Here is a 23,460-nt window from a genome sequence, read left to right as displayed (position 1 = left end):
CGCCCCGTTTGCTTAAATCCATTCTGTAAATACGAATGATTGCGATTTGTATTACCGAAGCAAGCAATGGCCACCGCCGGGTGCCGTGCTCTTCAGATCAGCAACACCCACGGCACATGCCGCGTTTGCAGAGGACTGAATCAATGCGCGAAACACTTGTTGCCAATGACATTTTCCGAGCACCCGCACGTCTGGTCGACGAGTACCAGGGCGGCGCATCGGTGTTCTTTTCATCGTCCAGCCAGGCACTACTAGCCCAGCCACCGTTTGCATCGCTGCTCGTGACCGGCATGAAAGACCTGTCGCAGCAAGTGAGCGAATCCCTCCGCCTGGCCAGCGAGCTGGGCTTTGAAGACGCCATCGTGGTCGGCGCCATCCCGTTCGATATCGCCCAGAAGAACTACCTACGGGTCAGCACCAACGTCAAAACCCAATCGGTTGACCGCGCATCGCAGGCCGATCGGCATGCCGTCGAACTGGGCCGGTTTTCGGTATCGAGCTTTCCTGAGCAGGCAGCCTACCTGGGTGGCGTCAAACAGGCGCTGCAACGTTTCGCCCGCGGCGAACTCGACAAGGTGGTGCTATCGCGCACCCTGCATGTCGATTGTGAGAAAACCCCAGACCTGGCCACGCTGGTGCGCAACCTCGAAGCCGCGAACAAACACGGCTACACCTTTGCGATCGATCTTCAGCAAGACGCCGGTCAATCGTTCCGCGCCCTGATCGGCGCCAGCCCTGAACTGCTGATCTCGCGCCGTGGCAACAAGATCATCGCCAATCCGCTGGCCGGCTCGGAACCGCGTAGCGACGATCCCGCAATCGACCGCCGGCACGCCGAGCAATTGCTCGCCTCGGAAAAAGACCGCCACGAACACGCGCTGGTTATCCGGGCGATCGAACAGGCCTTGCGTCCATTCTGCAAGACCTTGGACGTGCCGGCCGAACCTTCGCTGATCACCACGCGCACCATGTGGCACCTATCGACCCGCATCGAAGGCGAACTGAACGACAACCTGCCCAGCTCGTTGGAACTCGCGCTGGCGATGCACCCAACACCCGCCGTATGCGGCTATCCCACACCGGCCGCATCGCGCGCCATCGCCGAGATCGAGCCGCACGCCCGCGACCTGTTCACCGGCATGGTCGGCTGGTGCGATGCCCGCGGCGACGGCGAGTGGGTGGTCACCATTCGTTGCGCCGAGGTCAGCGATCGGGCGATCCGCCTGTATGCCGGTGCCGGCATTGTCGACGGTTCGGATCCACATAAGGAGTTTCACGAAACCGAGGCCAAGTTCAACACCATGCGTCAGGCGCTCGGCATCTGATGACATCCTCCGAACCGATTACCGCTGACCACCTCGTGAACGGGCCCGACTTCACCCCGTGGGATGAAGAGAGCGCTGCGCGCTACCGCAGCGCCGGCTACTGGACGGGCGAACCGCTCGACCGCATCCTGCGGCGCGGGCTCGAGCACTTTCCAGACAACACCGCGCTCGTCGACAACGAGCGCTGCTGGACCTACGCACAACTCGACCGCCGCGTCGATCGTCTGGCCGCCGGCTTCGCTGCACTGGGTATCGGCCACCAGGACAAGGTCGTGGTGCAGTTGCCGAACCGCGGATCGTTGGTCGAAGTGATCTTCGCCCTGTTCCGCATCGGCGCGGTGCCGGTATACGCCCTGCCCGCGCACCGTTTACTCGAACTCGCGCATTTCTGCACGATCAGTGGCGCCAAGGCCTATATCACGACCGACAAAGCTGGCCAGGTCGACTACCGAGATCTGGCGCGCCGGCTGTTGGCAGAGACTCCCCTGCAATACGCCATCATCGACGGCGAAGCGAACAATCTGGTCGCGCTCGACAGTCTGTATCGCGAACCCATCGAACAACCTCGCGTCGATGCGTCCTCGATTGCATTGCTACAACTGTCGGGCGGCACGACGAACATCCCCAAACTGATCCCACGCACCCACGACGACTATTACTACAGCGTGCGTGAGAGTGCCCACATCTGCGGCCTGCACCCTCAGTCGGTCTATCTTGCCGCTCTGCCCGCCGCACACAACTTTCCTCACAGTTCACCCGGCATACTCGGCACCCTGTACGCAGGCGGCTGCGTCGTGATGGCGGAAACTGCTGCCCCCGACAAGGCGTTGGAACTGATCGCCAAGCATCGCGTGACCATCACCGCCCTGGTACCGCCGCTGGCGCTGGTATGGATGAACGCCGCCACGAATGCCACCCACGATCTTTCAAGCCTTGAGGTGCTTCAGGTCGGTGGCGCCAAGTTCGGCTCGGAACCCGCACGCCGACTGGTCGCCGCCTTCGGTTGCAAGCTGCAACAGGTGTTCGGCATGGCCGAGGGCCTGGTCAACTACACCCGCCTCGACGATCCCGATGAGATCGTCTTGCATACCCAGGGGCGCCCCATCTCGCCGGCCGACGAGATTCGTGTCGTCGACGCCGACGACAACGAGGTGACGCCCGGCCAGACCGGTGAGCTGCTGACGCGCGGCCCCTACACGATCCGTGGCTACTTCCGCGCCGACGAGCACAACCGCCGTGCGTTCACTCATGATGGCTTTTACCGTACCGGCGACGTTGTGCGTCTCGATGAGCACGGCTACCTGATCGTCGAAGGGCGCGTCAAAGACCAGATCAATCGTGGTGGCGAAAAAGTCGCTGCCGAAGAAGTCGAGAACCAGCTACTGGCGCATCACCAGGTGCATGACGTCGCCGTCGTCGCCATGCCCGACGCCTATCTCGGCGAAAAAACCTGTGCCTTCGTCGTGCCGAAGCCCGAGAGCACAACGCCGGCGAAAGCCTCCGTGCTGCGCCGTTTTCTCAGTGAACGCGGCCTTGCCGATTACAAGATCCCCGACCGTTTCGAGTTCCACACAGAGTTACCCAAGACAAGCTTCGGCAAGATCAACAAGCAGGCGCTGCGCATCCTCTTGGCCGACGAGCCACCCGCCACCGTGAACGGCTGATCACGCACAAGCCGACCAACCGCAACGAGATACACCCATGGCCATACCCAAGATCCAACCCTATGCCCTCGCCGATGTCGAGACGACGCCGGTCAACCGCGCCGATTGGCAACTCGACCCTGCGCGAGCCGTGTTGCTTGTGCACGACATGCAGAACTACTTCCTCGACTTCTACGATCGCGACCGCGAACCCATCACCGAGCTGCTGCCGAACATTCGGCGGTTGCGCGACGTGTGCAAAGAGGTCGGCGTGCCGGTGGTCTACACGGCACAACCCGGCAATCAATCGCCACACGATCGCGCCCTGCTGACCGATTTCTGGGGAACGGGCTTGGCCGATGATGCCCATGCGCAGGCTATCGACGCCGGCGTACAACCCGACGGCGACGACCGGCAATACACCAAGTGGCGCTACAGCGCGTTCCAGCGCACACCGCTGCACGACTTCATGCGCGAAGAAGGACGCGACCAGTTGATCGTCTGCGGCGTGTACGCACACATCGGCATCCTGGCCACCAGTCTCGAAGCCTTTATGAGCGACATCCAAACCTTCGTTGTCGGCAATGCGGTCGCCGATTTCAGCGCCGCAGAGCAAAGCATGGCGCTGAACTACGTCGCTCAGCGTTGCGGCGTCGTGGCGTTGTTGGACAATGCCATTGCGATGTTGCGCAACGCCGCTCACGCCCCCACGTCGGACCCATCGAAACTGCCGCTGAATCTCGCGACGATGAAACTGCAGATTGCCGACAGCCTGGGCATCTCCGTCGACGAAGTGGGCGACGACGATAACCTGATGTACCTGGGACTGGACTCGATTCGCCTGATGAGCCTGCTCGAGACCTGGCGAGAGATAGGCGCCGATGTCAGCTTCACGGAACTCGCCGAATCGACCAGTGTAGGCACCTGGTGGGCGCTGATCGAACAGCGCCTTGCAACCGACGCACCCGCTGGCGAAGTACGACGCCGTGCATAACCCTGTGGCACAGCCTGTCTTGCCACTGAGCGAGGCGCAGAAGGGCATCTGGCTCGGACAATCGCTCAATCCCGACAGTCCGATGTACAACGCGGCCGAGGTCATCGATATCGGTGGCGTGTTCCACGTCGACCAGTTCGTTACCGCGTTGCGCCGAACGCTGCTGGAATGCGATGCGATGCATACCGTCTACCGGCAGGACGGCGACAATCTGCAACAGGCTGTAAAGATCACCGAACCCCAGATCGATATCGTCGATCTCAGCAATGCCAGCGACCCGCAGCAGCGTGCCGACGAAATGATGCGTGGACTGTTGGCACAGACCGCCGATCTGGCGCGCGGCTCGTTGTTCCGCCAGGTGTTGTTCAAACTCGGGGACGAGCGCTATAAGTGGTACCAACAGGTGCACCACATCGCAGCCGATGGCTATGCCTTCAACCTGATCGCACAACGCGTTATCGAACGCTACAACCATGCCGTCGCGCGGGGCGCGCAGACGCCTGACGAGACCACCAACGCGCGCTCATACAGAACGCTGGCAAACGTCGTCGACGAGGATCGCCAATATCATGCGTCACAACACCACGATGCCGACCGACACTTTTGGCAGCAGTACATGCAAGGCCTCGTCCAGCCGGTGTCGTTCAACGACACGCCATCACCGATCAGCGATCGGGCAGTACACGCGCCGGCACTGATCCCGCCTGAGCGGATGCAGGCCATCAAGCACCTGTGCCAGCAGCGCGGCGTCGGCTGGCCAAACTTCTTTATGAGCCTGGTCGCCTACCTCCTGTACCGACAACGCGCCGCCGGCGAACTAACACTGGGCATCCCGATCATGGGCCGCATGGGCTCGGTCAGCCTGCGCGTGCCGGCCATGGTCATGAACATCATCCCGTTGCGTATTCGCCTCGATCGCAGCAGCGTGTTCTCCGAATTGCTCGATCAAGTGGCCGGCGCCATGCGCGCGACGGCGCCTCACCAACGCTACCGCTACGAACACCTGCGCCGCGATCTACAAGCCGTCGGCGGTGAACGTCGCCTGTTCGGCCCGGTGGTCAACGTCATGCCGTTCGACCGTGCCATGCACTTTGCGGGCACGACCTGCCGCAGTAGAACGCTATCGGCCGGCCCGGTCGAAGACATCTCGTTCAACTTCATCGTCGACGCCGATGGCAGCCTGCGTTTCGATCTCGACGCCAACCCGTTGCGCTACACCCAACGCGACATCGAATACCTGCAAGCGCAGACGTTGGATCAGATCGATCAGTTGATTGCAGAACCGGACGCTCCGCTACGCGCCGACCTCGGCAAGCTGTCGTATCTGCAAGGCCCGGCGTTCGACACACCGGTACGCCCGGTGACAACCCTGTTCGCCGAGCAGGCACGGCAGCGCCCGCACGCAACGGCGTTGGTCGACGGTCATAATGAATTGAGCTACGCGCAACTGCATGCCGCTTGCGAACAGCTTGCACGACGCCTCAAGGCGCTGGATATCGAGGAAGGCGACCTCGTCGCCCTGGCCCTACCACGCGGCAAAGAAGCCGTTACCACCAGTCTCGCGCTATTGATGATCGGCGCGGCTTATGTGTTCATTGATCCCCACGGCCCGGAACTGCGTAACCGCACGATTCTCGACGATGCCCAGCCGCGTATGTTGGTCTACGCCGACCAACCTTCGCCGGCCGGTACCGATATACCGGCGATCGCCTTTGTCGAACTGGTCGCCGACAACCCTGCACTTGACGGTGTCGTTGAACCGTTCGCACCGGCTTCCACCAGCGACCGTTCGGCCGCCTATGTGATCTACACCTCCGGCTCCACCGGCAAACCCAAGGGCGTAGTCGTCAGCCACCAGGCATTGGCGGAGTTTGTTGTCGGCGCGCAACAGACCTACGGCATCGCGGCGAACGATCGCGTGCTGCAATTCGCACCGCTGCACTTCGACGCCAGCGTCGAAGAGATTTTCGTCACCCTGTGCAGCGGCGCCTGCCTGGTCGTGCGCGACGACGACATGATCGCTTCCGTTCCCGGCTTTATCGAGCAATGCGACCGCTGGCGGATCAGTGTGCTCGACCTACCCACGGCGTACTGGCACGAGCTGGTCTACTACTGTGCCAGCGCCGGGCTGATGCTGCCCACGCGACTACGCTGCGTCATCATCGGCGGTGAGGCGGCACAGGCCGAGCGCCTGGCGCAATGGCATGCCGTCAATCCGAACAACGCCCGCCTGTTGAACACCTATGGGCCGAGCGAAGCCACGGTGGTCGCCACCTGCGCGCAGCTGAATGCGCAGTCGCCACTTTCGATCGGCACACCGCTACCCGGGCGTGACGTATTCGTGCTCGACGTGCATGGCCATCTTTGCCCCACCGGCGTCGCCGGTGAACTGGTACTCGCCGGCGCAGGACTGGCCAATGGTTACCTGAACGGCGAGACGTTCTCACACCAGCCTTTCAGAACGTTGCACCTGCCGTTTCTCAACGCGCCGCAGCGCGTGTACCACACCGGAGACCGTGTCTGCCTGACACCAAGCGGCGATATCGACTATCGCGGCCGGATCGACGACGAGATCAAGATCAGTGGCCACCGAATCAACCCACTTGAAATCGAAGCGGCGATACTACGCTTGCCGGATGTCGATCAAGCCGCACTCGTCGCGGTCGGCCAGGCGGATGGCAGCAAGTTCCTTGCCGCCTTCGTCGTATCGAACAAAGCGTGGTCGCTGGTACAACTTCGCCGGCAGCTTGCGTCACATTTACCTGCAGCGATGCTGCCGACCAGCCTGGCAATTGTCGAGAGCCTGCCGAAAAGTACCGCCGGCAAAGTCGATCGACGCCGACTGGTCGAGATGTGCGGCGAAAGCTCGGCACACAGCACAACCATTGCTGCTGCGAGCCTGAGCAACCACGAGCGACTGATCATCGACACCTGGCAACAGGTGTTGGGACAACGCACGATCTCGGCCGATGACGATTTCTTCCTGCTCGGTGGGCAATCACTGCAGACGATACAAGTTGCCAACCGCCTGAGCGCGGCGCTCAACGACGACATCCCGGTGACCTTGTTGTTCGAACATCCTACCGTGCGACAACTCGCCGCGGCGTTGGAAGACCGGCAGGGAACTGTCCACGAAGATGTTCGCCGACAGGTCGAACACGACAGTCGACTCGACACCCCGGTCGTTGCGCAATACGACACCCCGCCAGCCAACGGCCTGTTGAGTGACAACGTCGCCACGGTTTTGCTGACCGGGGCGAACGGCTTTGTCGGCACCCAATTGCTCTACCAGTTGCTCGAGCAGACCGGCGCACGTGTCGTCTGCCTGTTGCGCGGTAGCGACGAACATCATGCTCGACAAAAACTGCGCGACGCGTTGCACGCCGCAAACCTGCCCTATGACCGGTACGCAGAACGTATCGAGGTCGTCGTCGCCGACCTCGAACGCACTGGTCTGGGATTGTCCGAACCGACCCGTCAACGGCTAAGCGATACGGTCGATGCCATCTGGCACAACGCAGCTGTCACCAGCGTGATGCGTAGTTACCGCTCATTGCGCGCCGCCAATCTGGATTCGACCCGCGCGCTGCTCGAGATCGCGACGCCACGAAGAGTGCCAATGCACTATGTCTCGACGATTGCCGTCGGTGCGATGAATGCAGCACCCGGTTATGTATTGCCGGAAGACTTCGTTGCCTGGCACGCTGGATTGCAAGACGGCTATCAGCAGAGCAAATGGGCATCCGAGCGACTACTGGCGCAGGCAGCCGAACAGGGTCAACCGGTCGCAATCTACCGACTCGGTCGTGTCAGCGGCCACAGCATTTCGGGTTATTTCAACCGTGGCGATCTGGCATGGCGGATCCTGCAGGCGGCCATCCATCACGGCTGCGCGCCCGAGTTCGACTTCGCCGAACCCTGGACGCCGGTCGATCAGGTAGCGTTGGCGATGGTCTCGCTGGCCCGGCAAACCACCAACTCCGGTGTGTTCAACTGCGTGCCGTCGCAGCGCCTCACCTTGCAGCAGATGTTCGCCTGGCTGCGCGAACTCGATTATCCCTTGCGTTCCGCACCGCTGTCGGCGTGGCTTGCCCAGTTGCGCAACGCCGACGACCCCGATCATCAGGCACTGGCGGCGTTCTTCGAGCAACGCGCCGCCTTGGCAGGCAGCGCCGCCTTGAGCGGCGTCGCCAACGCCGCGCTTGAACGCATGGTCGATACCACTGACCTGCCGATGCCGAGCGTTGAACGCATGACTTTTGCCAACTACATGCACCATGCGACACAACAAGGGTGGATCAAGCCGGCTGCAGCTCGCACCGTCACACAGCAGGAGTCGGCCTGAGCCGTTGCGAGCGTTTCGATGTATCAGGAATTCAACAACAAGACCGCTGTGGTCAGCGGCGCTGCCCAGGGCATCGGCAAAGCGGTCGTGCAACGCCTGCGCCAGTTTGGGGCACGTGTTGCCGAGCTGGATATCCGGTTCGACGACACCCCCGATGCGGAACGCTTCGCCGTCGATGTCGCCGATGCCGGCGCGGTAACGCAGGCTATCGGCACGATTGAAGCACGCCTCGGGCCGATCGATTACCTGGTCAGCTCTGCCGGCATCCTGCGGATGGGGCCACTGCTCGACGCGCCGGCCGAAGACTGGCTGGCAACGCTGGCGGTCAACGCCACCGGCACGTTCAACCTCGCCCGCGAAGTCGGGCGCAGAATGCGTCAGCGGCGACAAGGCGCGATGGTCGCCGTCGGCTCGAACGCGGCAAACGTTCCCCGCATCGCGATGGGCAGCTATGCGGCATCAAAGGCTGCGATGACGCAGATGATGAAGTGCCTCGGTCTCGAACTGGCCGAGTTCAATGTTCGCTGCAATGTCGTCGCACCCGGTTCGACCGACACCGAGATGCAGCGCCAGCTATGGCGTGACGGCTCGGGCGCCGAACAGGTCATCAAGGGCTCATTGGAAAACCATCGCCTGGGCATTCCGTTACGCCGCATCGCGCAACCGGCGCAGATAGCCGACCTTGTCGTGTTTTTGCTCTCCGACAGCGCTGCCCACATCACCCTGGAAAACATCATCGTCGACGGCGGTGCCACGCTGGGCTGCTAGACACCGTACCCACCTTCACGAGGTCTCAGCGGGCCCGAAGCATCATGACTCAAACGACCGACTCCGCCGCGCAGATGCGCATCAGCTATATCCTGCTGGCCAGCACCCTGACGGTCATGGCCGGCGCCACCATGGCGCCCGCCTTGCCCGAGATGCACAAGGCGTTCGCCGATGTGCCGCATGCCGAGTTGCTGGTCAAATCGGTGGTCGGCCTACCGGGGCTCGTCGTCGCCGTGACGGCACCGCTGATCGGCTACCTGTTCAAGCGGGTGCGCAAAGCGACCGTGCTGCTCGGTGCCACCCTGCTCTACGGCCTGTGCGGCGGCTCAGGTTATTTTCTCGAAGACAGCCTCGGAGCCATCCTGATCGGGCGGATCGGCCTGGGCATCGCTGTGGCCGGCATCGCGGTGGCGAGCATGACCCTGATCGCCGACCACTACGCCCCCGAACAGCGCGCCCGCTATCTCGGCCTGAAGGCGGCATTCACCGGTTTCGGTGGCGTGCTGTTCATGTTTCTCGGCGGCGTGCTCGCCGATATCGAATGGACCTTTGCGTTCTTGCTGTACTTCGCTGCCATATTGTTGGTGCCGGGTCTGTGGCGTTACGTCGATGAGCCGCATGGGCAAAGTCCGGGCAACCTACCGCAGCGGGACAATCCACCGACGACCAACAGAAGATGGTTTTACGCCGTGTACCTGATGGCCATCGTTGAGATCGTCGCCCTGTACATGGTGCCGCTGCATCTCCCGTTCTACCTGCAGGGCCAGTCGGTCGGCCAGATCGGCGGCGGTGCCAGCGAAGTCGGCAGCTACATCGCGATCATGCTGTTGGCGATGGCACTGGTCGCCAGCGTCTACGCCCGGCTACGTCGCCTCGCCGATCCGTTCGCACTGCAGGCGGCCGGCCTGCTGCTGCTCGCCGTGGGCATCGGATCAGCGGTAACGACACAGACGACCGCGACCCTGGTGATCGCCCTCGCGGTCGTCGGCAGCGGCCTGGGTATCATGCGACCCAACCTGGCGAACTTCATCATCGGTATAACGCCGCCGGCCGAACGCGGTCGCGTGATGGGCAAGGTCACCACCAGTTACTTTCTCGGCCAGTTCATCGCACCGCTCGCAACGCAGCCGTTGGTCAGCAATTTAGGCTACCCGCCGGCCTTCGTCATTGCGTCGACCGTATTGGTGGTCGTGGCGCTGAGCTGCCTGCTGCTGCGATTACGCTACCCGGCAACGGCACTCGCCTTCAGCGCCGCGGGCAAACGTTGATCGCTTCACGGCTGGCGATGCGACTTGACCAACTGTGCCGGGGTAACGGCGAAGTGCTTTTTGAACGCGGTGACGAAATTCGACGGATGCTTGTAGCCGGCCAGGTACGCCGCCTCGCCAATGCTGACACCTTGAACAGCCAGGGCGTAACGTGCGATCTCCAGCCGCCGTTGACGGATGTAGTCGATCACGGTGGTCCCGTATGACCCCTTGAAGCGGCGTTGCAGCGTGCTGCTGCTCATGCCCAACGATGCCGCAATCTCCTGCAGGGTATGGCATTGCGACAGGCAGTCGTCGATACGCTGCTTGAGGCGGCTCGCCCCCGCATCGGCCACCCGCATGGCGGGCGCCTGCGATGCCGCCTGCCCCAACTGTCCCTGAAGTTCATCGAGGAAGGCACTCAACAGAGAGATAGCCGCCTGTTCGAATGCGAGCGAGGATGCCAAGCGTTCCGCATCCGGCCGTTCCCGCGCGAACTGCGCTGCCATGCGCAGCAGCGACGTTGGCGGTCGCCAGGCGACAACACGACCATGGCTGCGGAACAGCGAGGCCAGATCATCCACGGCCTGGCCCGTCGCGCAACGGGCCTCCAGCCATTCGCGGGTCACGAAGAGATTGATCTTGTGTACATGCTGACCGGTTCGCAGGTAGCGCGTCAGAATTTCCGGCCGTCCCAATACAATGGCCGAGCAGCAAGCACCCGATTGACCCGAGGCCGTCATACGGTGACGGCGACCACTCAACGAGAAATCGACTTCTCCATCGAAAACCAGGTTGAAGCTGATTCCAGCGGGCAGTTCTGACGCGTTGCTCAGATCGCAAAGCTCGGTGACCTGCACGCAATGCGCCGACAAACCACCGGTGTGGCTCTGGTAAGTCCAACGGCCGTTCATGACCGGCTGTTGCACATCCACGCTGATGTTGTGCGGCAAACCGACCGCCTCGCTAAGCGCGCGCATGTCGCTGACATAGATTGGCGCATGCGATTTGTGCTGATACTGCATCACTAAAAGCCTCGAACGACCATTCAGGCGGCTTTCCATGATACGCCGCCGGCGGGTGGCAAAAGACCCGCGATTTCTCGCTTTAATCGGTTCGCGTCAGACTGGCGCCGGGCAGGCCCGGCAAGACAGGCCGGCTAAACGTCGGCCCACATCCGCAGCAGATTCACGTAGGAACGGTCGACATTTTTGGTCACGTCGCTTTCCGGGTCGGCGCGCAACAAATGCTCTCGCGATTCATTGAGCTCGTACAGCAACTCACGCTTGGCGGCATCGCGCACGAAACTCTGGATCCAGGTCAACGCCACCAGGCGTTCGCCGCGCGTGACGTCGGCCACGCGGTGCACGCTGGCGGAAGGATAGACCACGGCATGCCCCGCGGGCAGCTTGACCTGCTGATCGCCGAACGGCGTACGGATTACCAACTCGCCACCATCGTAGCTCGCCGGGTCGTTCAAAAAAATGGTCATCGACACGTCGGTACGAAACTTCGGCCCCTGCCCCATGATCGGATCGTCGACGTGGTCACCATAGTGCATACCCGGTTGATACCGCGCAAAGATGAAATCGGCCACCTTGGCCGGCAGTGCGGCGTTGCGAAAAGTCGCGTTATGCCCCACGCTGGCCATCACCACGCGATACAGGCGCTGCAACAGGTCCGGCTGCATCGCCAGCTCTTCATTGTTCTTGACCTTGGCCGCAGCCATGCCGGCCGTCAGTTTGCCGTCGACGAACGATGCCCCGGCGAGCAATTCGTGAATCTTCTCTACCTGGGCACTGTTCAACAGCTCGGGAATCTCAATCAGCATGGGTAAGGGACCATGGGTTGTCGTTTTCGATCTGGCATGATTTCAGACGGTCAGGGTCGACGCAACGCACGACGCTAGCCAGTGGCGCCCCGAGTTACTGACCGGGCTCAACGGATCAGCGATTTCCTGAGCAAAGGCCGCAATTCCGCATGCGCCGACCGGGTATTGCACCGCCGTCACTCCGTAAAATAACGCCTCAGGTATACAAGACACGGAAACACACGATGATTTTGAACGTGGTTATCGATGACCAGCTACTGGAGCTCAATGTGCCCGAAGCGTTCATGGAACAGGCACACGACTTCTTCGCCAAGATGGATGCCGACATGGATCAGGGCTGGCAGGTCGATCGCGAATGGATCGAAAAGCCCGACACGATGCTGCGTGCGCAGATAGCGGCCAACAAACTGTTTACCGCTCTGGAGAACGAAGACCACAAGCTCGGCCGATTGATGGCCGGCTATATCGTCTCGCGCATCCCCAACGTCGAAAGCGTCGAGCTGAACCCCGCCGGCGAAACACGCGACCATCGCATCAATATCGAGCAGGCGGCCACGGATGACGCGCCGCCGTCCTCAGCGGAAATTGCTCACCCCGGCATTCCGCAAGGTCTCAACAAGATGCAGGCCATGGCGCAGGCGGCCAAAGACGTCAGCAAGGTCTTCAAGGTCGGCAAGCAGTACCGCTTCTCGGTATACAACCATGCCAAAGACAGTTGGGAAGACTCGCCGGCCATCGCCGACAAAGCGCAAGCTGAGGCAATGCGTGAGCACGCCTTCAAGGCACGCTTCGACGCGCTGTGCGGCTGACGCACAGCAGGGTCATGGCGAGCATCGACAGCATGACCGCACCGTTGGTGCTGCGCCACCCGGACGGACGCGAACAGCTTATTGCCGCCGGCTTCACCCATCCCGACGGTCTGCTCTACCTGGATCTGTACTGGCATCGGTCGAAGCCGGCAGAGGCGGCCCACCTGGTTCGCGGTGAGCTCAAAGGCGAAGGCCCGTGGCGTGTCGGCGAACACCGCCTGCGCGTGCTCGGCTGCCACCATACCGATCCCCATCTGCAGGATGACTTCACTGCCTGGCAGCAATACCTGCAGTCGCATGCCGAGGCGTATCCGCCGCGCGCCCAGATCATCGATATCGCGCGCAAACTCGGGGCAACACCCAAGCCCTGATTCTCGACAGCTTGAGATCCTGCCTTCGGGATACGCCGTGAGCACGCGTCGGCGACCGGAAGATAAGCAACCCCCACGGCGATAGGCGGGGCGGCGGGCCGGACGCACAACGGTCACGTAGCGGTCATCGTTTTGTCTTGTGACAAAGCTGCAATACCCGACCTATGCGAATCCTGAAAATCTCCGACGTGTACTTTCCGCGCGTCAATGGCGTTTCCACATCGATCCGAACCTTCGCCCACGAATTGCAGCACCAGGGACACAGCGTGACCCTGATCGCGCCGCAGTACCCGAGCGAGCTGGAGGACGAGTTCGAGATTCTGCGCGTGCCGTCGCGCTACCTGTTCGTCGACCCGGAAGACCGCCTGATGCGACGCGGCCCACTACGCCGCCGGGTGGCCGAGCTGCGGGCGCGCGAGTTTGACATCATCCATGTCCACACACCGTTCGCCGCTCACTACGAGGGCATCTGGCTGGGGAAGAAACTCGGCCTGCCGGTGGTCGAGACCTATCACACCTATTTCGAGGAATACCTCGACAAGTACCTGCCGTGGCTGCCGCGCAAGGCACTGCGCTATGCCGCGCGACGTTTCTCGCGCAGCCAGTGCGCCGATGTCGATTCGATGGTCGTGCCGACGCAACCCATGCTCGACGTACTGCGCGGATACGGCATCGACACCCCCGCCGAGGTCATACCGACCGGCATCCCGGCCGGGGCATTCAGCAATGGTGACGGCAGCCGGTTCCGCTCACGCCACCAGATCGAGGCCGATCGCAAGGTCATGCTGTACGTCGGCCGGGTGGCGCACGAGAAGAACCTCGACTTTCTGTTGCGCGTCGTCGACCGGGTGCGCAAGACAATCCCGAAAGCGCTGTTGGTGATCGCCGGCGAAGGCCCCGCAACCAAACACCTGCACAAAATGCGTGACGCACTCGGTCTACGCGATCATGTGCGCTTCGTCGGCTACCTGGCGCGCGATACCGATCTGCCCGATTGCTATGCGGCCGGCGACGCGTTCACGTTCGCTTCGCGCACCGAGACGCAGGGCTTGGTGCTGCTCGAGGCCATGCAGGCCGGCACACCTGTGGTTTCGACCGCGGTCATGGGCACTGCAGAGGTGATGCGTGACCGACGTGGCGGGCTGGTGGCCGAAGAAGACATCGGCGATTTCGCCGCCAAGGTCGAGCGCCTGTTTACCGATGCCCGCCTGCGCGGCGAGCTGCAAGATCAGGCGGTCGCAAAGGCCCTGGAATGGAGCGCCCCATCGACCACCGAGCGCATGCTGTCGCTTTACCAGAAGTGCATTGCAGCGCGCGCCGAAGGCAGCGTCGTGCAACTCGGCTCGCAGTGAACGCGCGGCAAGCTCAGGCGTTGGTCAATCCGCCGATGCAGACATACTTGAGCTCGATATACTCATCGATCCCATAGCGCGAGCCCTCTCGACCAACGCCGGATTCCTTTACCCCACCGAACGGCGCGACTTCGGTGGAGATCACGCCTTCGTTCACACCCACCATGCCGTACTCCAATGCCTCGGATACACGGATGACCCGGGCGACATCGCGGCAATAGAAATAGGCCGCCAGACCGGAAGATGTATCGTTGGCCATCGCGATCGCTTCATCTTCGGTCTTGAAGCAGAACAAAGGTGCGACCGGTCCAAAGGTTTCTTCGCTGGCAATACGCATCGACGACGTCACGTCGCGCAGCACGGTCGGTTCGAAAAAGGTGCCCCCGAGATTGTGGCGCTTGCCACCACAGACGATCGATGCTCCTTTCTGCACCGCATCGGCGATGTGTTCCTCCACCTTGCGCACGGCATGCATGTCGATCAACGGACCTTGGGTTACCCCCTCCTCCATGCCACGCCCTACCTGCAGTTGCTCAACCGCATCACGCAGTTTCGCAGCGAAAGCATCGTAAACACCCTGCTGCACCAGGATACGATTCGCACATACACAGGTCTGACCGCTGTTGCGGTACTTGGAGGCCAACGCGCCGGCGACCGCCTCGTCGAGGTCGGCATCGTCAAACACGATGAAGGGCGCATTGCCGCCCAACTCCAGCGAAACCCGCTTTACCGTATCGGCGCACTTGTGGCTCAACAGTTTGCCGACCTCGGTCGAACCGGTGAACGACAGCTTGCGCACCATCGAGTTCGACGTGAGTTCGTCGCCCACGCGCTCAGCGTCGCGCGTCGTGATCACGTTGAACACACCGCGCGGCAAGCCCGCACGTTGGGCCAGCGTGGCCAATGCCAGTGCGGATAAGGGCGTCAACTCAGAGGGTTTGACGACCACCGTGCAGCCTGCCGCGAGCGCCGGCGCCACCTTGCGTGTGATCATCGCCAGTGGAAAGTTCCACGGCGTGATGGCCGCAACCACCCCCACCGGCTGCTTCATAACGACAAAACGCCGGTCGCGCGTCGGCGCTGGAATCACGTCGCCATACAGACGCTTCGCCTCTTCGGAAAACCATTCGACAAACGCGGCGCCGTACACCACCTCGTTACGCGCCTCGTTCAACGGCTTGCCTTGCTCCAGGGTCATCAAGGTTGCCAGCTCGTCTTGATGGGTGATGATCAACTCGAACCATTGGCGCAAAATCGCCGACCTCGATTTAGCCGGCTTTGCCGACCAGGAAGGCATTGCAGCATGCGCGGCCTCGATCGCAGCACGCGTCTCGACCGCCGACAGATCGGGCACACGTGCAAGCACACTGCCGTCTGCCGGATTGGTTACATCGAACTCGTCACCATCGTCGGCGGCCACCCAGGCACCGTCGATGAAGGCACGAGAACGCATCAAAGACAGCGCATCATTCAAGATGAACTCCATAAAGTGTCGACAGCTTTGGTGTTGGCACCTAAATTTGTCGCGCTAAAAAGATAATCGGGGCAGAAAATGTAGACAGCTCAGACCTTGCGCAGCCATGCCGCGTGATGATCACCGAGATCTTCCGTATGGATGACTTCGTTACCGGTTTGTCGCGTGAACATCTCGAGTTCACGCACATACTCTTTCTGTTGATAGAGAACCTTGAGTACGTCGCCGGGCTGCATGCCGGCAAACATGGCCTTGGTCCTCAAGATCGGAAGCGGACAGTTCAGCGGGCGTACGTCGAGTGTTTGATCGAACGCGGGAAGGTCGACCTGCGTCGGCGTCGGTCGGGTGGACATGGCGTCTCCTTTTGGGGCAACAGCGAATGAACGATTGATTGTTGTTATCTGAACAACTGTTCCACAAAAGAGTATAGTCAGCCGGGGCCGAGCTGTGACCGGCATCCCAAATCGATTTGTCGCCCGGCAGCGGTCAGGCTCATCCCGGGTGGCTGCAGCGTCATCAGCCTTTTTTAACGGCCAGTAACTAGCCCGTCTTGCGTAGCGTTGCCTCCGCGCCCACCGATTGAAGTTCGGCTGCCTGGGTCCAGTGCAGCAGTTCGATGTTGCCGTCGAAGCGTTCGACCAAGGCGGTATTGCTCTCCACCCAGTCGCCGCAGTTGTGATAGGCGATGCCTTCGATGTCGCGAATCTCGGCACGGTGGATGTGACCGCAGACCACACCGTCAACCGCTTGGCGGCGTGCCTCGCGGGCGACCGCCTCTTCGAAACCGCCGATGTAATTCACGGCGTTCTTCACCTTGTGTTTCAGGAATCCGGCCAACGACCAGTAACCCATGCCCAGACGACGGCGCACGATGTTCAGCCAGCGGTTGCTGGCCAGCAGCCAGTCGTAGGCATGATTGCCGAGCTTGGCCAACCAGGGATGGCAGGTCACGACACTGTCGAATTCGTCACCGTGAACGATCAGCAAGCGCCGCCCATCGCGGGTTTCGTGGATCGCGCTCTCGGCGATCTCGACGTTGCCGAACTGTGTGCCGACATGGTCGCGAAACACCTCGTCGTGGTTCCCCGGCACGAAGACTACGCGGGTGCCGTGCTTGGCCTTGCCGAGAATCGTGCGAATCACGTTGTTGTGCGCCTGCGGCCAGTACAGCCCGCGCTTCATATTCCATACGTCGACGATATCGCCAACCAGGTACAGGGTTTCGCATTCGGTCGAATGCAGAAAGTCGAGCAGCATATCGGCGCTGCAACCGCGAAAGCCCAAGTGCACATCCGAGATCCAGACCGTACGCACCCTGCGCGGGCGCAATCGACTGATGTTTTGCATCGATAGTCACCTGTCGTTTGGTTGTCGACGGGCGCAGTGTCGATGGCGCGGATGTCACCTAGGTGACGTTTGAATGAAATAAATGTTTAGACACAATCGCTTGGCGTGCTGCGACGGCGACGACCGGCTACACGGCGGTCAGCGCCGCGTTGAGTGCGCTTTCGACCTTCTCCAGCGTGACCGGAAAGTCGACCTTGGCGAAGATCGGAAAACGCGATTCCAGCAGCGCCAGTTTCTCGCGCTGTTCGGGCAGGTAGAAGACGATCACCTTGACCTCGGGATGGAGTTGCAGGATCGCCATCAGGGTTTCGAGGTTGGACGTACGGTCGCGAAAGTCCGACTGAAAGATGTACTCGGCGACGATCACGTCCGGCATGGCCTTCTTCAACAGGCTGCGCGCCTTGCGCTGCGAATTGACCACCTCGACATCGAATCCCAGCCGCTGGTAAAGCGGCATCAGGTTGGGATAGCCGCCCAACTCGATGATTGACAACAGCGACGGCATGTCAGCGGAACACCACCCAGGTGGTCGCGATGTACTTGACCCCGGCGTGCAGCTCGGCGGCGCGGTGCTCGTGCGTCCAGAACGGCGGAAACACCAACATCTTGCCCTGCTCCGGTTTTACCTTGACGTCCTGGTACAGAAACTCGGTCTCGCCGCCCGGACCGGGCACGTCGTTGAGATACCAGATCACCACCAGCTGGCGCTGACTGAACTCGTGGCTGCCGCCATCGATATGCCAGTGATAAAACTCTCCGGGCAGATAGCGCTGAATCTGGTAACCCATGTCTTTGAACGGACCTTTGAAAAACGGAAAGGTCTCGCGCAGCTCGGCCAGGGCCGCGCCGACGCAACGGAAGAACACCTGGTCGATATCCTTCCATTCCTCACGTCCGCTAACCACCAGATCCATCGTGCGCTTGATCTCGGTGTCCAGACCCTGTGTCTGGCCGATGCGCCCGGCATTCTGCTGTTCGGGATTGGCCTCGAAGCGCCGGATCATCTCTTCACACCAATCCGCCGGGATCGTGTTCGGCCGCTCGAAGATGAAACTGCCGGGTTGGACCTCGCGGAAAGTGGCGAGCGGCTTGACCGTACGCTCGATCGGAAAGGGGTTGCTGGACATAGCGGATTAAGACTGCGGTTGAAGGCGTTGAACCTTGATTATCCGACTTGCCGATCAGTGACGCAAAACGGCGCCGGGCGCCGCAAACTCACAGGTAGGCTTGTTCGATGGCCTCAGCGACAGCGCCGGCGACTTGCTGCGGATCGCGCCGGTACAACTGCACCATCTGCTCGGCCAACTGACTCCAATGATCGACGCCGCGTGCTACCAGATCCGCCAGCGGCTGTTTATTGCCGCTTTCATCCCACCGACGGTAGGCTTCAACCAGCGACGGGAACAGCTGCTTGCGCATCGCGCCGAGATTGGCGATGAAGAAATGCAACGAGGCTTCGCGCCCGCTTTCAAGCAGCAACGGCAAGGTCTGTGTGCAGTCGGCCAGGTGATCGCGCACGGCGCGCGCCATCAGTTCGGCGGGTGTCAGGCTCAGCTCGAGCAGCATGCTGTCCCACTCGTCACCGAGCCACAGGCCGGCCTGGTACTCGCCGCGTTCATGTGCCGCAACCACCGCCATCTCGGCTGATGTCATCGCATCCAGCGCATGTTCCAACGCCGTCTCGAACGGATAAAACGCAGCGACTTTGGCCATCGCATTGTTCGGCCGGCTCCACAGCCAGGATTCATAGCGTTCCCATAGGTAGCGGCGCAACGCTTCGCGTCGCAGAAAAATCGTCGAGCCGCGCGTCATCGCCGGCGGGGCATTGAGGCAGCGCGCCAACTCGCGTCCGCTGACGCGCAGCACGAAGCCATTGTCGGCACGCTGCTCGCCTTCGAGTTCGGCCAGAAAGAACTGCGGACGCGCCCCGTAGACCAGGCCCGCGCTGTAGACGAGGCCCTGACCATCGATCGCCCGATTGACCGCTTCGGCGTCGAACGGGTCGATCGCTTCGCCATCGATGACCATGTCGGCGAAATCGGCCTCTTCGAGACCTTCGAGATGAGCCTCACGTTCGGTCAGCCAATCGCCTACGGCGTCCTTGCCGAGCGGTGCACCGAGCGGCAGGCCGTGTTCCCAGCGATACAGCTCGCGCATCTTCAGCAGGTAGGTGCACATGCCATAGTCTGCGCCATGACGGGCGTCGGCGATGTCGCAGTTGCGTTGTACGGACTCGATGAAGGCTTGCATGCGTCCTCCTGACAACGGTGGCCGAAACGGCATTTCCAAGTAAAATACTCGACTATTGCGGGCGAGCCAATCGCCAAAACCGCACAACATGGCAGGAGAATTGGGTTGTGGCGTTGAGAATCAAAAGTCGCTGGCATGACGACGATGCCGAGCGCTCACTCGAAGAGATCGCCGGCGCGCTGGCCTTCATCAGCTGGCGCATCGCCAAAGACAAGGCGATCAATCTGCACGGCGAGGATTATGTCTACGAAACCGACGAGCAGCGGTTCGCGGTGATCCAGGAGTACCTGATCTTTCAGTTGCAGATTGTCGACCGGCTGGCGGCCACCCGCCTGCAGCTGAGCGATGACGACCGGCAGAAACTGGTCATCACCGTGGCCAAGCACCAGGCAGGGCACCTGAACGACAACAGCATGGACATCTTCGGCCCGGGCGACTATGTCGGACCCTTCATCGCCCGCATGAACCAACGCGGCGCGGAATACGCCGAGTTCAATTACACCGACGACGGTCCCTCCTACCCGTTCATGCGCCACCTCGGCTACGAGATCCAGCAGATCATGGGTGAGTCGCAGGAAAACCGCTGGGTGATCGACCAGGTGATGGACAAGGACGGCGTGGATATCGACCGCGAGATCAAGCGGGCCGTGTCAAACCTGTTTGAATGAACGCACCGATGTGGTGCGAAACAGTCAGGCAAGAAAAAAGGCGGGGATCACCCGCCTTTTTTCATTGATTACCGGAAAAGCGATCAGCTCTTAACCCAGTTACCAAAATTGTCGGTGCTTTTTTCTTCACCGTCGCCGTAACCAGCCTCGTAAGCCTCGGTCACACGCTGTTCTTCACGCTGCGGGTTCTGCAGGAAACCTGCCTGCCAACCCTGGATGTACTCTTCGTCGACACCCATTTCTTCCATCTTGGTAACGGCGTCGTAGTAGAACTGGTTCATGTCCGGTCTCCGAAATTTGCCAACTTCTTGCCCCTCGTAGGCCTGTCCCTTTTTCAATACCCGTGGGCTTCTAGTCCTTAAGGCATCTGCCCGGGGAACAGGCTGCTGCCGGGTTATATTTTCCGGCACGGCGGCTTCTAAAAGGGGCATTAGAATACTCTGCTTTTCTAAAGGCTGACAAGTCACTTTTTGATCCTGAGTATTGGCTTTGCCGGGGGATGGCCGGAAACGACGAATCCCCAGGGGGGCGGGGGTTGACCTCGCCGCCTCGCGTTTTCATGCTTGCGCCCTGCTTTAGCGTAAGGAGTGAGAATGCGTCCGGCGCAGTTGCTAACCGTCCTCGACCGAGAATTCACCAGTACCCGCGAGGGACACCACACCCCGGTCATGCTCTGGGGACCACCCGGCGTCGGCAAATCCGACATGATCCGCCAGACCGGCGCACGCCATGCAGCCCCGGTGATCGACATCCGGTTGTCGCAGATGGAGCCCAGCGACCTGCGCGGTATCCCGTTTCGCAAGGGCGATTTCGTCGAATGGGCCGCGCCCGCGATCCTGCCCGACCGCGAGCGCCACGGAGAGCACGGCATCCTGTTTCTCGACGAGATCACCTCGGCGCCGCCGAGCGTGTCGGCCGCGGCCTATCAGTTGATACTCGATCGCCGACTCGGTGAGTACGAGGTGCCTGAGGGGTGGGCCATTTTTGCCGCCGGCAACCGCCAGGGCGACCGCGGGGTCACCTACACGATGCCTGCCCCGCTGGCCAACCGCTTCTCGCATTTCGACGTCGACACCCACCTCGACGACTGGGTCGCCTGGGCCTACCAGCACCGCATCGACGAACGGGTGATCGCGTTCCTGCGCTTCCGCCCCGAGCTGCTGTTCGATTTCGACCCGGCGCACAACCCGGTGGCCTTTCCGTCGCCGCGCTCGTGGGAATTCGCCCATCGCAGCCTGCAAAAATTCGGCGACAGCACCGAACTGCTGCAGGGCGCACTGCAGGCCTGTGTCGGCCCGGCCGCCGGCATCGAGCTGACCGCGTTCGTCAACAGCCTCGACAAGATGCCCGACCTCGACGATATCGTGGCCGGCAAAGAGGTACCGATGCCCGACGAGATCGATCTGCAGTATGCCGTCGCCGCCGCGCTCGTCGGCCGCGCGATCCGCGCCCAGGGCAGCGACCAGGCGCTGACGACCACCGGCAACATCCTGCGCTATGCGGGCAGCTTCCCGCAGCGCGAGATGGGCGTCATGCTGGTTTCGGACCTGCACCGGGCGATCGGCGAGAGCCTGTTCCAGGTGCCGGAGTTCGCCACCTGGGCCAACGCAATCGCCGACGTGATGCTGTACGAGTGAGCAGCCCGCACGCGCAGATGGACATCGACGCGATCGAGACCAAGCTGACCGCAGCACGCGCCAAGCTGATTCTCGACAAACCCTTTCTCGGCGCCTTGGTGCTGCGCCTGCCGATGGCCGCGGCCGATCCGAACTGGTGTGCGACGACCGCCACCGATGCGCGCAAGTTCTACTACAACCCCGAATACATCGACTCGCTGTCGATGTCGCAGACCCAGTTCATGCTGGCCCATGAGGCGCTGCACTGCGCCTTGTCGCATTTTGCCCGCCGCCAACACCGCATCCAGCACCGCTGGGATCTGGCCTGCGACTACGCGATCAATCCGCTGCTGCTCGACGACGGCCTGACGCCGCCGCCCAACTGCAACGTGATGCCGCAGTATCTCGGCATGACCGCCGAAGAGATCTATCCGCTGATCGACGAGAACGACCAGACCGAAACCGTCGACCAGCACCTGTTCGACCAGGACAACCAGTCCGGCGGCGGCCAGCAGGGCAAGGCGCCCGACAAGCCGGAGAAAGAACAACAGAGTTCAGGAAAAGGCGGCGACAACAGCCAGCGTGAGGACGACCGCGACAGTGGTGGCGAGACACCGCTCGATCAGAAGAGCGAGCAACGCCAAGGCCAGGGCGCCAAGCCGCTCGAGGCCGACAATCAGCAGACCGATCAACAGCAACGCGACGGCGATGAGAGCGGCCGCGGCGAGCCCACACCCCCACCGCTGAGCAACGAAGAGCGCCAGACACTCGAGGTGCAGTGGCAGCAACGTCTCGCCGGCGCAGCCCAGCAGGCGATGCAGGCCGGCAAGATGGGCGGTACCATGGCGCGCCTGGTCGATCATCTGCTGCAACCACAGTTGCCGTGGCGCATGCTGCTGGCGCGCTACATGACGGCGATGGCGCGCGACGACTTCAGTTACATGCGGCCGTCGCGACGCGAAGGCGATGCGATTCTGCCGTCGCTGAAGAGCTCGCAGGTCGAGATCGTGGTCGCCATCGATACCAGTGGCTCGATCCGCGGCAACGAGATGGACGAGTTTTTGTCGGAAGTCTCGGCGCTCAAAGGGCAGATGCGCGCCAGGGTGACGCTGCTGGCCTGCGACACCAATCTGGCTGAGGGTTCACCGTGGATATTCGAACCCTGGGAAGAGTTCACCTGCCCGACGCAAATTGCCGGTGGCGGTGGCACCGATTTCCGCCCGGTGTTCAAATGGCTGGATGAACAGGGTTCGCACCCGGAACTGCTGGTGTATTTCACCGATGCACAAGGCCAGTTCCCGGAACACGAACCGAACTATCCCGTTATCTGGTTGGTCAAGGGGAAGGAAACCGTCCCCTGGGGTCAACGGATACAACTGAACTGATCCGGTGCGACACAAGCGCCGATCGATGATTGAGG

21 protein-coding genes are annotated in these 23,460 nt (G+C 61.6%); 12 read left to right on the top strand and 9 right to left on the bottom strand.

The features are described from left to right. Window positions 1-143: 143 nt before the first annotated feature. The 6 genes from dhbC to B1781_RS05255 are packed head-to-tail and all read left to right on the top strand — an operon-like array spanning window position 144 to window position 10,343. The gene (gene dhbC, locus B1781_RS05280) at window positions 144-1,325 is read left to right on the top strand and encodes an isochorismate synthase DhbC (RefSeq protein ID WP_078118658.1); all 1,182 of its coding nucleotides are present in this window, start codon (window positions 144-146) and stop codon (window positions 1,323-1,325) included. Continuing rightward, entirely contained in the window at window positions 1,325-2,989 is a 1,665-nt protein-coding gene (locus B1781_RS05275; protein WP_078118657.1) for a (2,3-dihydroxybenzoyl)adenylate synthase, read from the top strand. Before dhbC ends, B1781_RS05275 begins: the two co-directional genes overlap by 1 nt. 37 nt (window positions 2,990-3,026) lie before the next feature. Next, entirely contained in the window at window positions 3,027-3,962 is a 936-nt protein-coding gene (locus tag B1781_RS05270) for an isochorismatase family protein (RefSeq protein ID WP_078118656.1), read from the top strand. Between the two features lie 4 nt (window positions 3,963-3,966). Beyond that, window positions 3,967-8,307, top strand: a complete 4,341-nt coding sequence (locus tag B1781_RS05265; RefSeq protein WP_164513261.1) for a non-ribosomal peptide synthetase — start codon at window positions 3,967-3,969, stop codon at window positions 8,305-8,307. 18 nt (window positions 8,308-8,325) lie between these two features. Next, complete coding sequence (gene dhbA, locus B1781_RS05260; protein ID WP_078118654.1) at window positions 8,326-9,075, top strand: 2,3-dihydro-2,3-dihydroxybenzoate dehydrogenase; 750 nt, start codon at window positions 8,326-8,328, stop codon at window positions 9,073-9,075. A gap of 44 nt (window positions 9,076-9,119) precedes the next feature. Next, window positions 9,120-10,343, top strand: coding sequence for an MFS transporter (locus B1781_RS05255; protein ID WP_078118653.1), 1,224 nt, complete (start codon window positions 9,120-9,122; stop codon window positions 10,341-10,343). 5 nt (window positions 10,344-10,348) lie between these two features. Here the strand turns inward: B1781_RS05255 and B1781_RS05250 are convergent, their stop codons facing one another. Together B1781_RS05250 and B1781_RS05245 are read right to left on the bottom strand one after the other, a co-directional pair. Further along, window positions 10,349-11,347: a helix-turn-helix domain-containing protein gene (locus B1781_RS05250; RefSeq protein ID WP_164513260.1), complete on the bottom strand. Its 999-nt coding sequence runs from the start codon at window positions 11,345-11,347 to the stop codon at window positions 10,349-10,351. A gap of 134 nt (window positions 11,348-11,481) precedes the next feature. Continuing rightward, the gene (locus B1781_RS05245; protein WP_078118651.1) at window positions 11,482-12,153 is read right to left on the bottom strand and encodes a Fe2+-dependent dioxygenase; all 672 of its coding nucleotides are present in this window, start codon (window positions 12,151-12,153) and stop codon (window positions 11,482-11,484) included. A 224-nt stretch (window positions 12,154-12,377) separates the two neighbouring features. On the opposite strand from B1781_RS05245, the gene B1781_RS05240 reads away from it, so the two are divergent. The 3 genes from B1781_RS05240 to B1781_RS05230 all read left to right on the top strand — a co-directional run bounded on the left by B1781_RS05240 (window position 12,378) and on the right by B1781_RS05230 (window position 14,685). Continuing rightward, on the top strand, window positions 12,378-12,962 hold the full coding sequence (locus tag B1781_RS05240; protein ID WP_078118650.1) for a hypothetical protein: 585 nt from the start codon (window positions 12,378-12,380) through the stop codon (window positions 12,960-12,962). Window positions 12,963-12,976: 14 nt separating this feature from the next. Then, entirely contained in the window at window positions 12,977-13,333 is a 357-nt protein-coding gene (locus tag B1781_RS05235) for a hypothetical protein (RefSeq protein WP_078118649.1), read from the top strand. 164 nt (window positions 13,334-13,497) lie between these two features. Continuing rightward, complete coding sequence (locus B1781_RS05230; RefSeq protein ID WP_078118648.1) at window positions 13,498-14,685, top strand: glycosyltransferase; 1,188 nt, start codon at window positions 13,498-13,500, stop codon at window positions 14,683-14,685. A gap of 13 nt (window positions 14,686-14,698) precedes the next feature. On the opposite strand, the gene B1781_RS05225 is transcribed toward B1781_RS05230, so the two are convergent. From B1781_RS05225 to B1781_RS05200, 6 genes are all read right to left on the bottom strand, one after another. Next, entirely contained in the window at window positions 14,699-16,159 is a 1,461-nt protein-coding gene (locus B1781_RS05225; RefSeq protein ID WP_334223887.1) for an NAD-dependent succinate-semialdehyde dehydrogenase, read from the bottom strand. A gap of 89 nt (window positions 16,160-16,248) precedes the next feature. Then, window positions 16,249-16,512: a sulfurtransferase TusA family protein gene (locus B1781_RS05220; RefSeq protein ID WP_078118646.1), complete on the bottom strand. Its 264-nt coding sequence runs from the start codon at window positions 16,510-16,512 to the stop codon at window positions 16,249-16,251. Window positions 16,513-16,699: 187 nt separating this feature from the next. Beyond that, window positions 16,700-17,506 carry a UDP-2,3-diacylglucosamine diphosphatase gene (locus B1781_RS05215; protein ID WP_078118645.1) on the bottom strand — a complete coding sequence of 269 codons (807 nt, stop codon included), beginning with the start codon at window positions 17,504-17,506 and terminating at the stop codon, window positions 16,700-16,702. Window positions 17,507-17,633: 127 nt separating this feature from the next. Next, window positions 17,634-18,011, bottom strand: coding sequence for a DNA-binding transcriptional response regulator (locus B1781_RS05210; RefSeq protein ID WP_078118644.1), 378 nt, complete (start codon window positions 18,009-18,011; stop codon window positions 17,634-17,636). A gap of 1 nt (window position 18,012) precedes the next feature. Further along, window positions 18,013-18,633: a 2OG-Fe(II) oxygenase family protein gene (locus tag B1781_RS05205; RefSeq protein WP_078118643.1), complete on the bottom strand. Its 621-nt coding sequence runs from the start codon at window positions 18,631-18,633 to the stop codon at window positions 18,013-18,015. Between the two features lie 88 nt (window positions 18,634-18,721). Then, window positions 18,722-19,756 carry an Sfum_1244 family protein gene (locus tag B1781_RS05200; RefSeq protein ID WP_125931933.1) on the bottom strand — a complete coding sequence of 345 codons (1,035 nt, stop codon included), beginning with the start codon at window positions 19,754-19,756 and terminating at the stop codon, window positions 18,722-18,724. Between the two features lie 107 nt (window positions 19,757-19,863). Here B1781_RS05200 and B1781_RS05195 point away from each other — a divergent pair, with 107 nt between their 5' ends. Beyond that, the gene (locus tag B1781_RS05195) at window positions 19,864-20,424 is read left to right on the top strand and encodes a hypothetical protein (protein WP_078118641.1); all 561 of its coding nucleotides are present in this window, start codon (window positions 19,864-19,866) and stop codon (window positions 20,422-20,424) included. An 83-nt stretch (window positions 20,425-20,507) separates the two neighbouring features. Here B1781_RS05195 and B1781_RS05190 read toward each other — a convergent pair whose 3' ends face one another. Then, on the bottom strand, window positions 20,508-20,705 hold the full coding sequence (locus tag B1781_RS05190; protein WP_078118640.1) for an Alvin_2107 family globule sulfur oxidation protein: 198 nt from the start codon (window positions 20,703-20,705) through the stop codon (window positions 20,508-20,510). A gap of 312 nt (window positions 20,706-21,017) precedes the next feature. Here B1781_RS05190 and B1781_RS05185 point away from each other — a divergent pair, with 312 nt between their 5' ends. Both B1781_RS05185 and B1781_RS05180 read left to right on the top strand, forming a co-directional pair. Beyond that, window positions 21,018-22,061 (top strand): AAA family ATPase, encoded by a 1,044-nt coding sequence (locus B1781_RS05185; RefSeq protein ID WP_078118639.1) that lies wholly within the window; start codon window positions 21,018-21,020, stop codon window positions 22,059-22,061. 17 nt (window positions 22,062-22,078) lie between these two features. Beyond that, on the top strand, window positions 22,079-23,425 hold the full coding sequence (locus B1781_RS05180; protein ID WP_078121932.1) for a vWA domain-containing protein: 1,347 nt from the start codon (window positions 22,079-22,081) through the stop codon (window positions 23,423-23,425). Window positions 23,426-23,460: the final 35 nt, after the last annotated feature.

The organism is Thiosocius teredinicola (genome assembly GCF_002009425.1).
Lineage (GTDB): Bacteria > Pseudomonadota > Gammaproteobacteria > Chromatiales > Chromatiaceae > Thiosocius > Thiosocius teredinicola.
This window is presented reverse-complemented; position numbering and strand designations above follow the sequence as displayed.

Bases quoted from the DNA above. Each gene is read 5' to 3' on its own strand.
- dhbC (WP_078118658.1), top strand. From the start codon at position 144: ATGCGCGAAACACTTGTTGCCAATGACATTTTCCGAGCACCCGCACGT.
- B1781_RS05275 (WP_078118657.1), top strand. From the start codon at position 1,325: ATGACATCCTCCGAACCGATTACCGCTGACCACCTCGTGAACGGGCCC.
- B1781_RS05270 (WP_078118656.1), top strand. From the start codon at position 3,027: ATGGCCATACCCAAGATCCAACCCTATGCCCTCGCCGATGTCGAGACG.
- dhbA (WP_078118654.1), top strand. From the start codon at position 8,326: ATGTATCAGGAATTCAACAACAAGACCGCTGTGGTCAGCGGCGCTGCC.
- B1781_RS05255 (WP_078118653.1), top strand. From the start codon at position 9,120: ATGACTCAAACGACCGACTCCGCCGCGCAGATGCGCATCAGCTATATC.
- B1781_RS05250 (WP_164513260.1), bottom strand. From the start codon at position 11,347: ATGCAGTATCAGCACAAATCGCATGCGCCAATCTATGTCAGCGACATG.
- B1781_RS05245 (WP_078118651.1), bottom strand. From the start codon at position 12,153: ATGCTGATTGAGATTCCCGAGCTGTTGAACAGTGCCCAGGTAGAGAAG.
- B1781_RS05240 (WP_078118650.1), top strand. From the start codon at position 12,378: ATGATTTTGAACGTGGTTATCGATGACCAGCTACTGGAGCTCAATGTG.
- B1781_RS05235 (WP_078118649.1), top strand. From the start codon at position 12,977: ATGGCGAGCATCGACAGCATGACCGCACCGTTGGTGCTGCGCCACCCG.
- B1781_RS05230 (WP_078118648.1), top strand. From the start codon at position 13,498: ATGCGAATCCTGAAAATCTCCGACGTGTACTTTCCGCGCGTCAATGGC.
- B1781_RS05220 (WP_078118646.1), bottom strand. From the start codon at position 16,512: ATGTCCACCCGACCGACGCCGACGCAGGTCGACCTTCCCGCGTTCGAT.
- B1781_RS05215 (WP_078118645.1), bottom strand. From the start codon at position 17,506: ATGCAAAACATCAGTCGATTGCGCCCGCGCAGGGTGCGTACGGTCTGG.
- B1781_RS05210 (WP_078118644.1), bottom strand. From the start codon at position 18,011: ATGCCGTCGCTGTTGTCAATCATCGAGTTGGGCGGCTATCCCAACCTG.
- B1781_RS05205 (WP_078118643.1), bottom strand. From the start codon at position 18,633: ATGTCCAGCAACCCCTTTCCGATCGAGCGTACGGTCAAGCCGCTCGCC.
- B1781_RS05200 (WP_125931933.1), bottom strand. From the start codon at position 19,756: ATGCAAGCCTTCATCGAGTCCGTACAACGCAACTGCGACATCGCCGAC.
- B1781_RS05190 (WP_078118640.1), bottom strand. From the start codon at position 20,705: ATGAACCAGTTCTACTACGACGCCGTTACCAAGATGGAAGAAATGGGT.
- B1781_RS05185 (WP_078118639.1), top strand. From the start codon at position 21,018: ATGCGTCCGGCGCAGTTGCTAACCGTCCTCGACCGAGAATTCACCAGT.
- B1781_RS05180 (WP_078121932.1), top strand. From the start codon at position 22,079: ATGGACATCGACGCGATCGAGACCAAGCTGACCGCAGCACGCGCCAAG.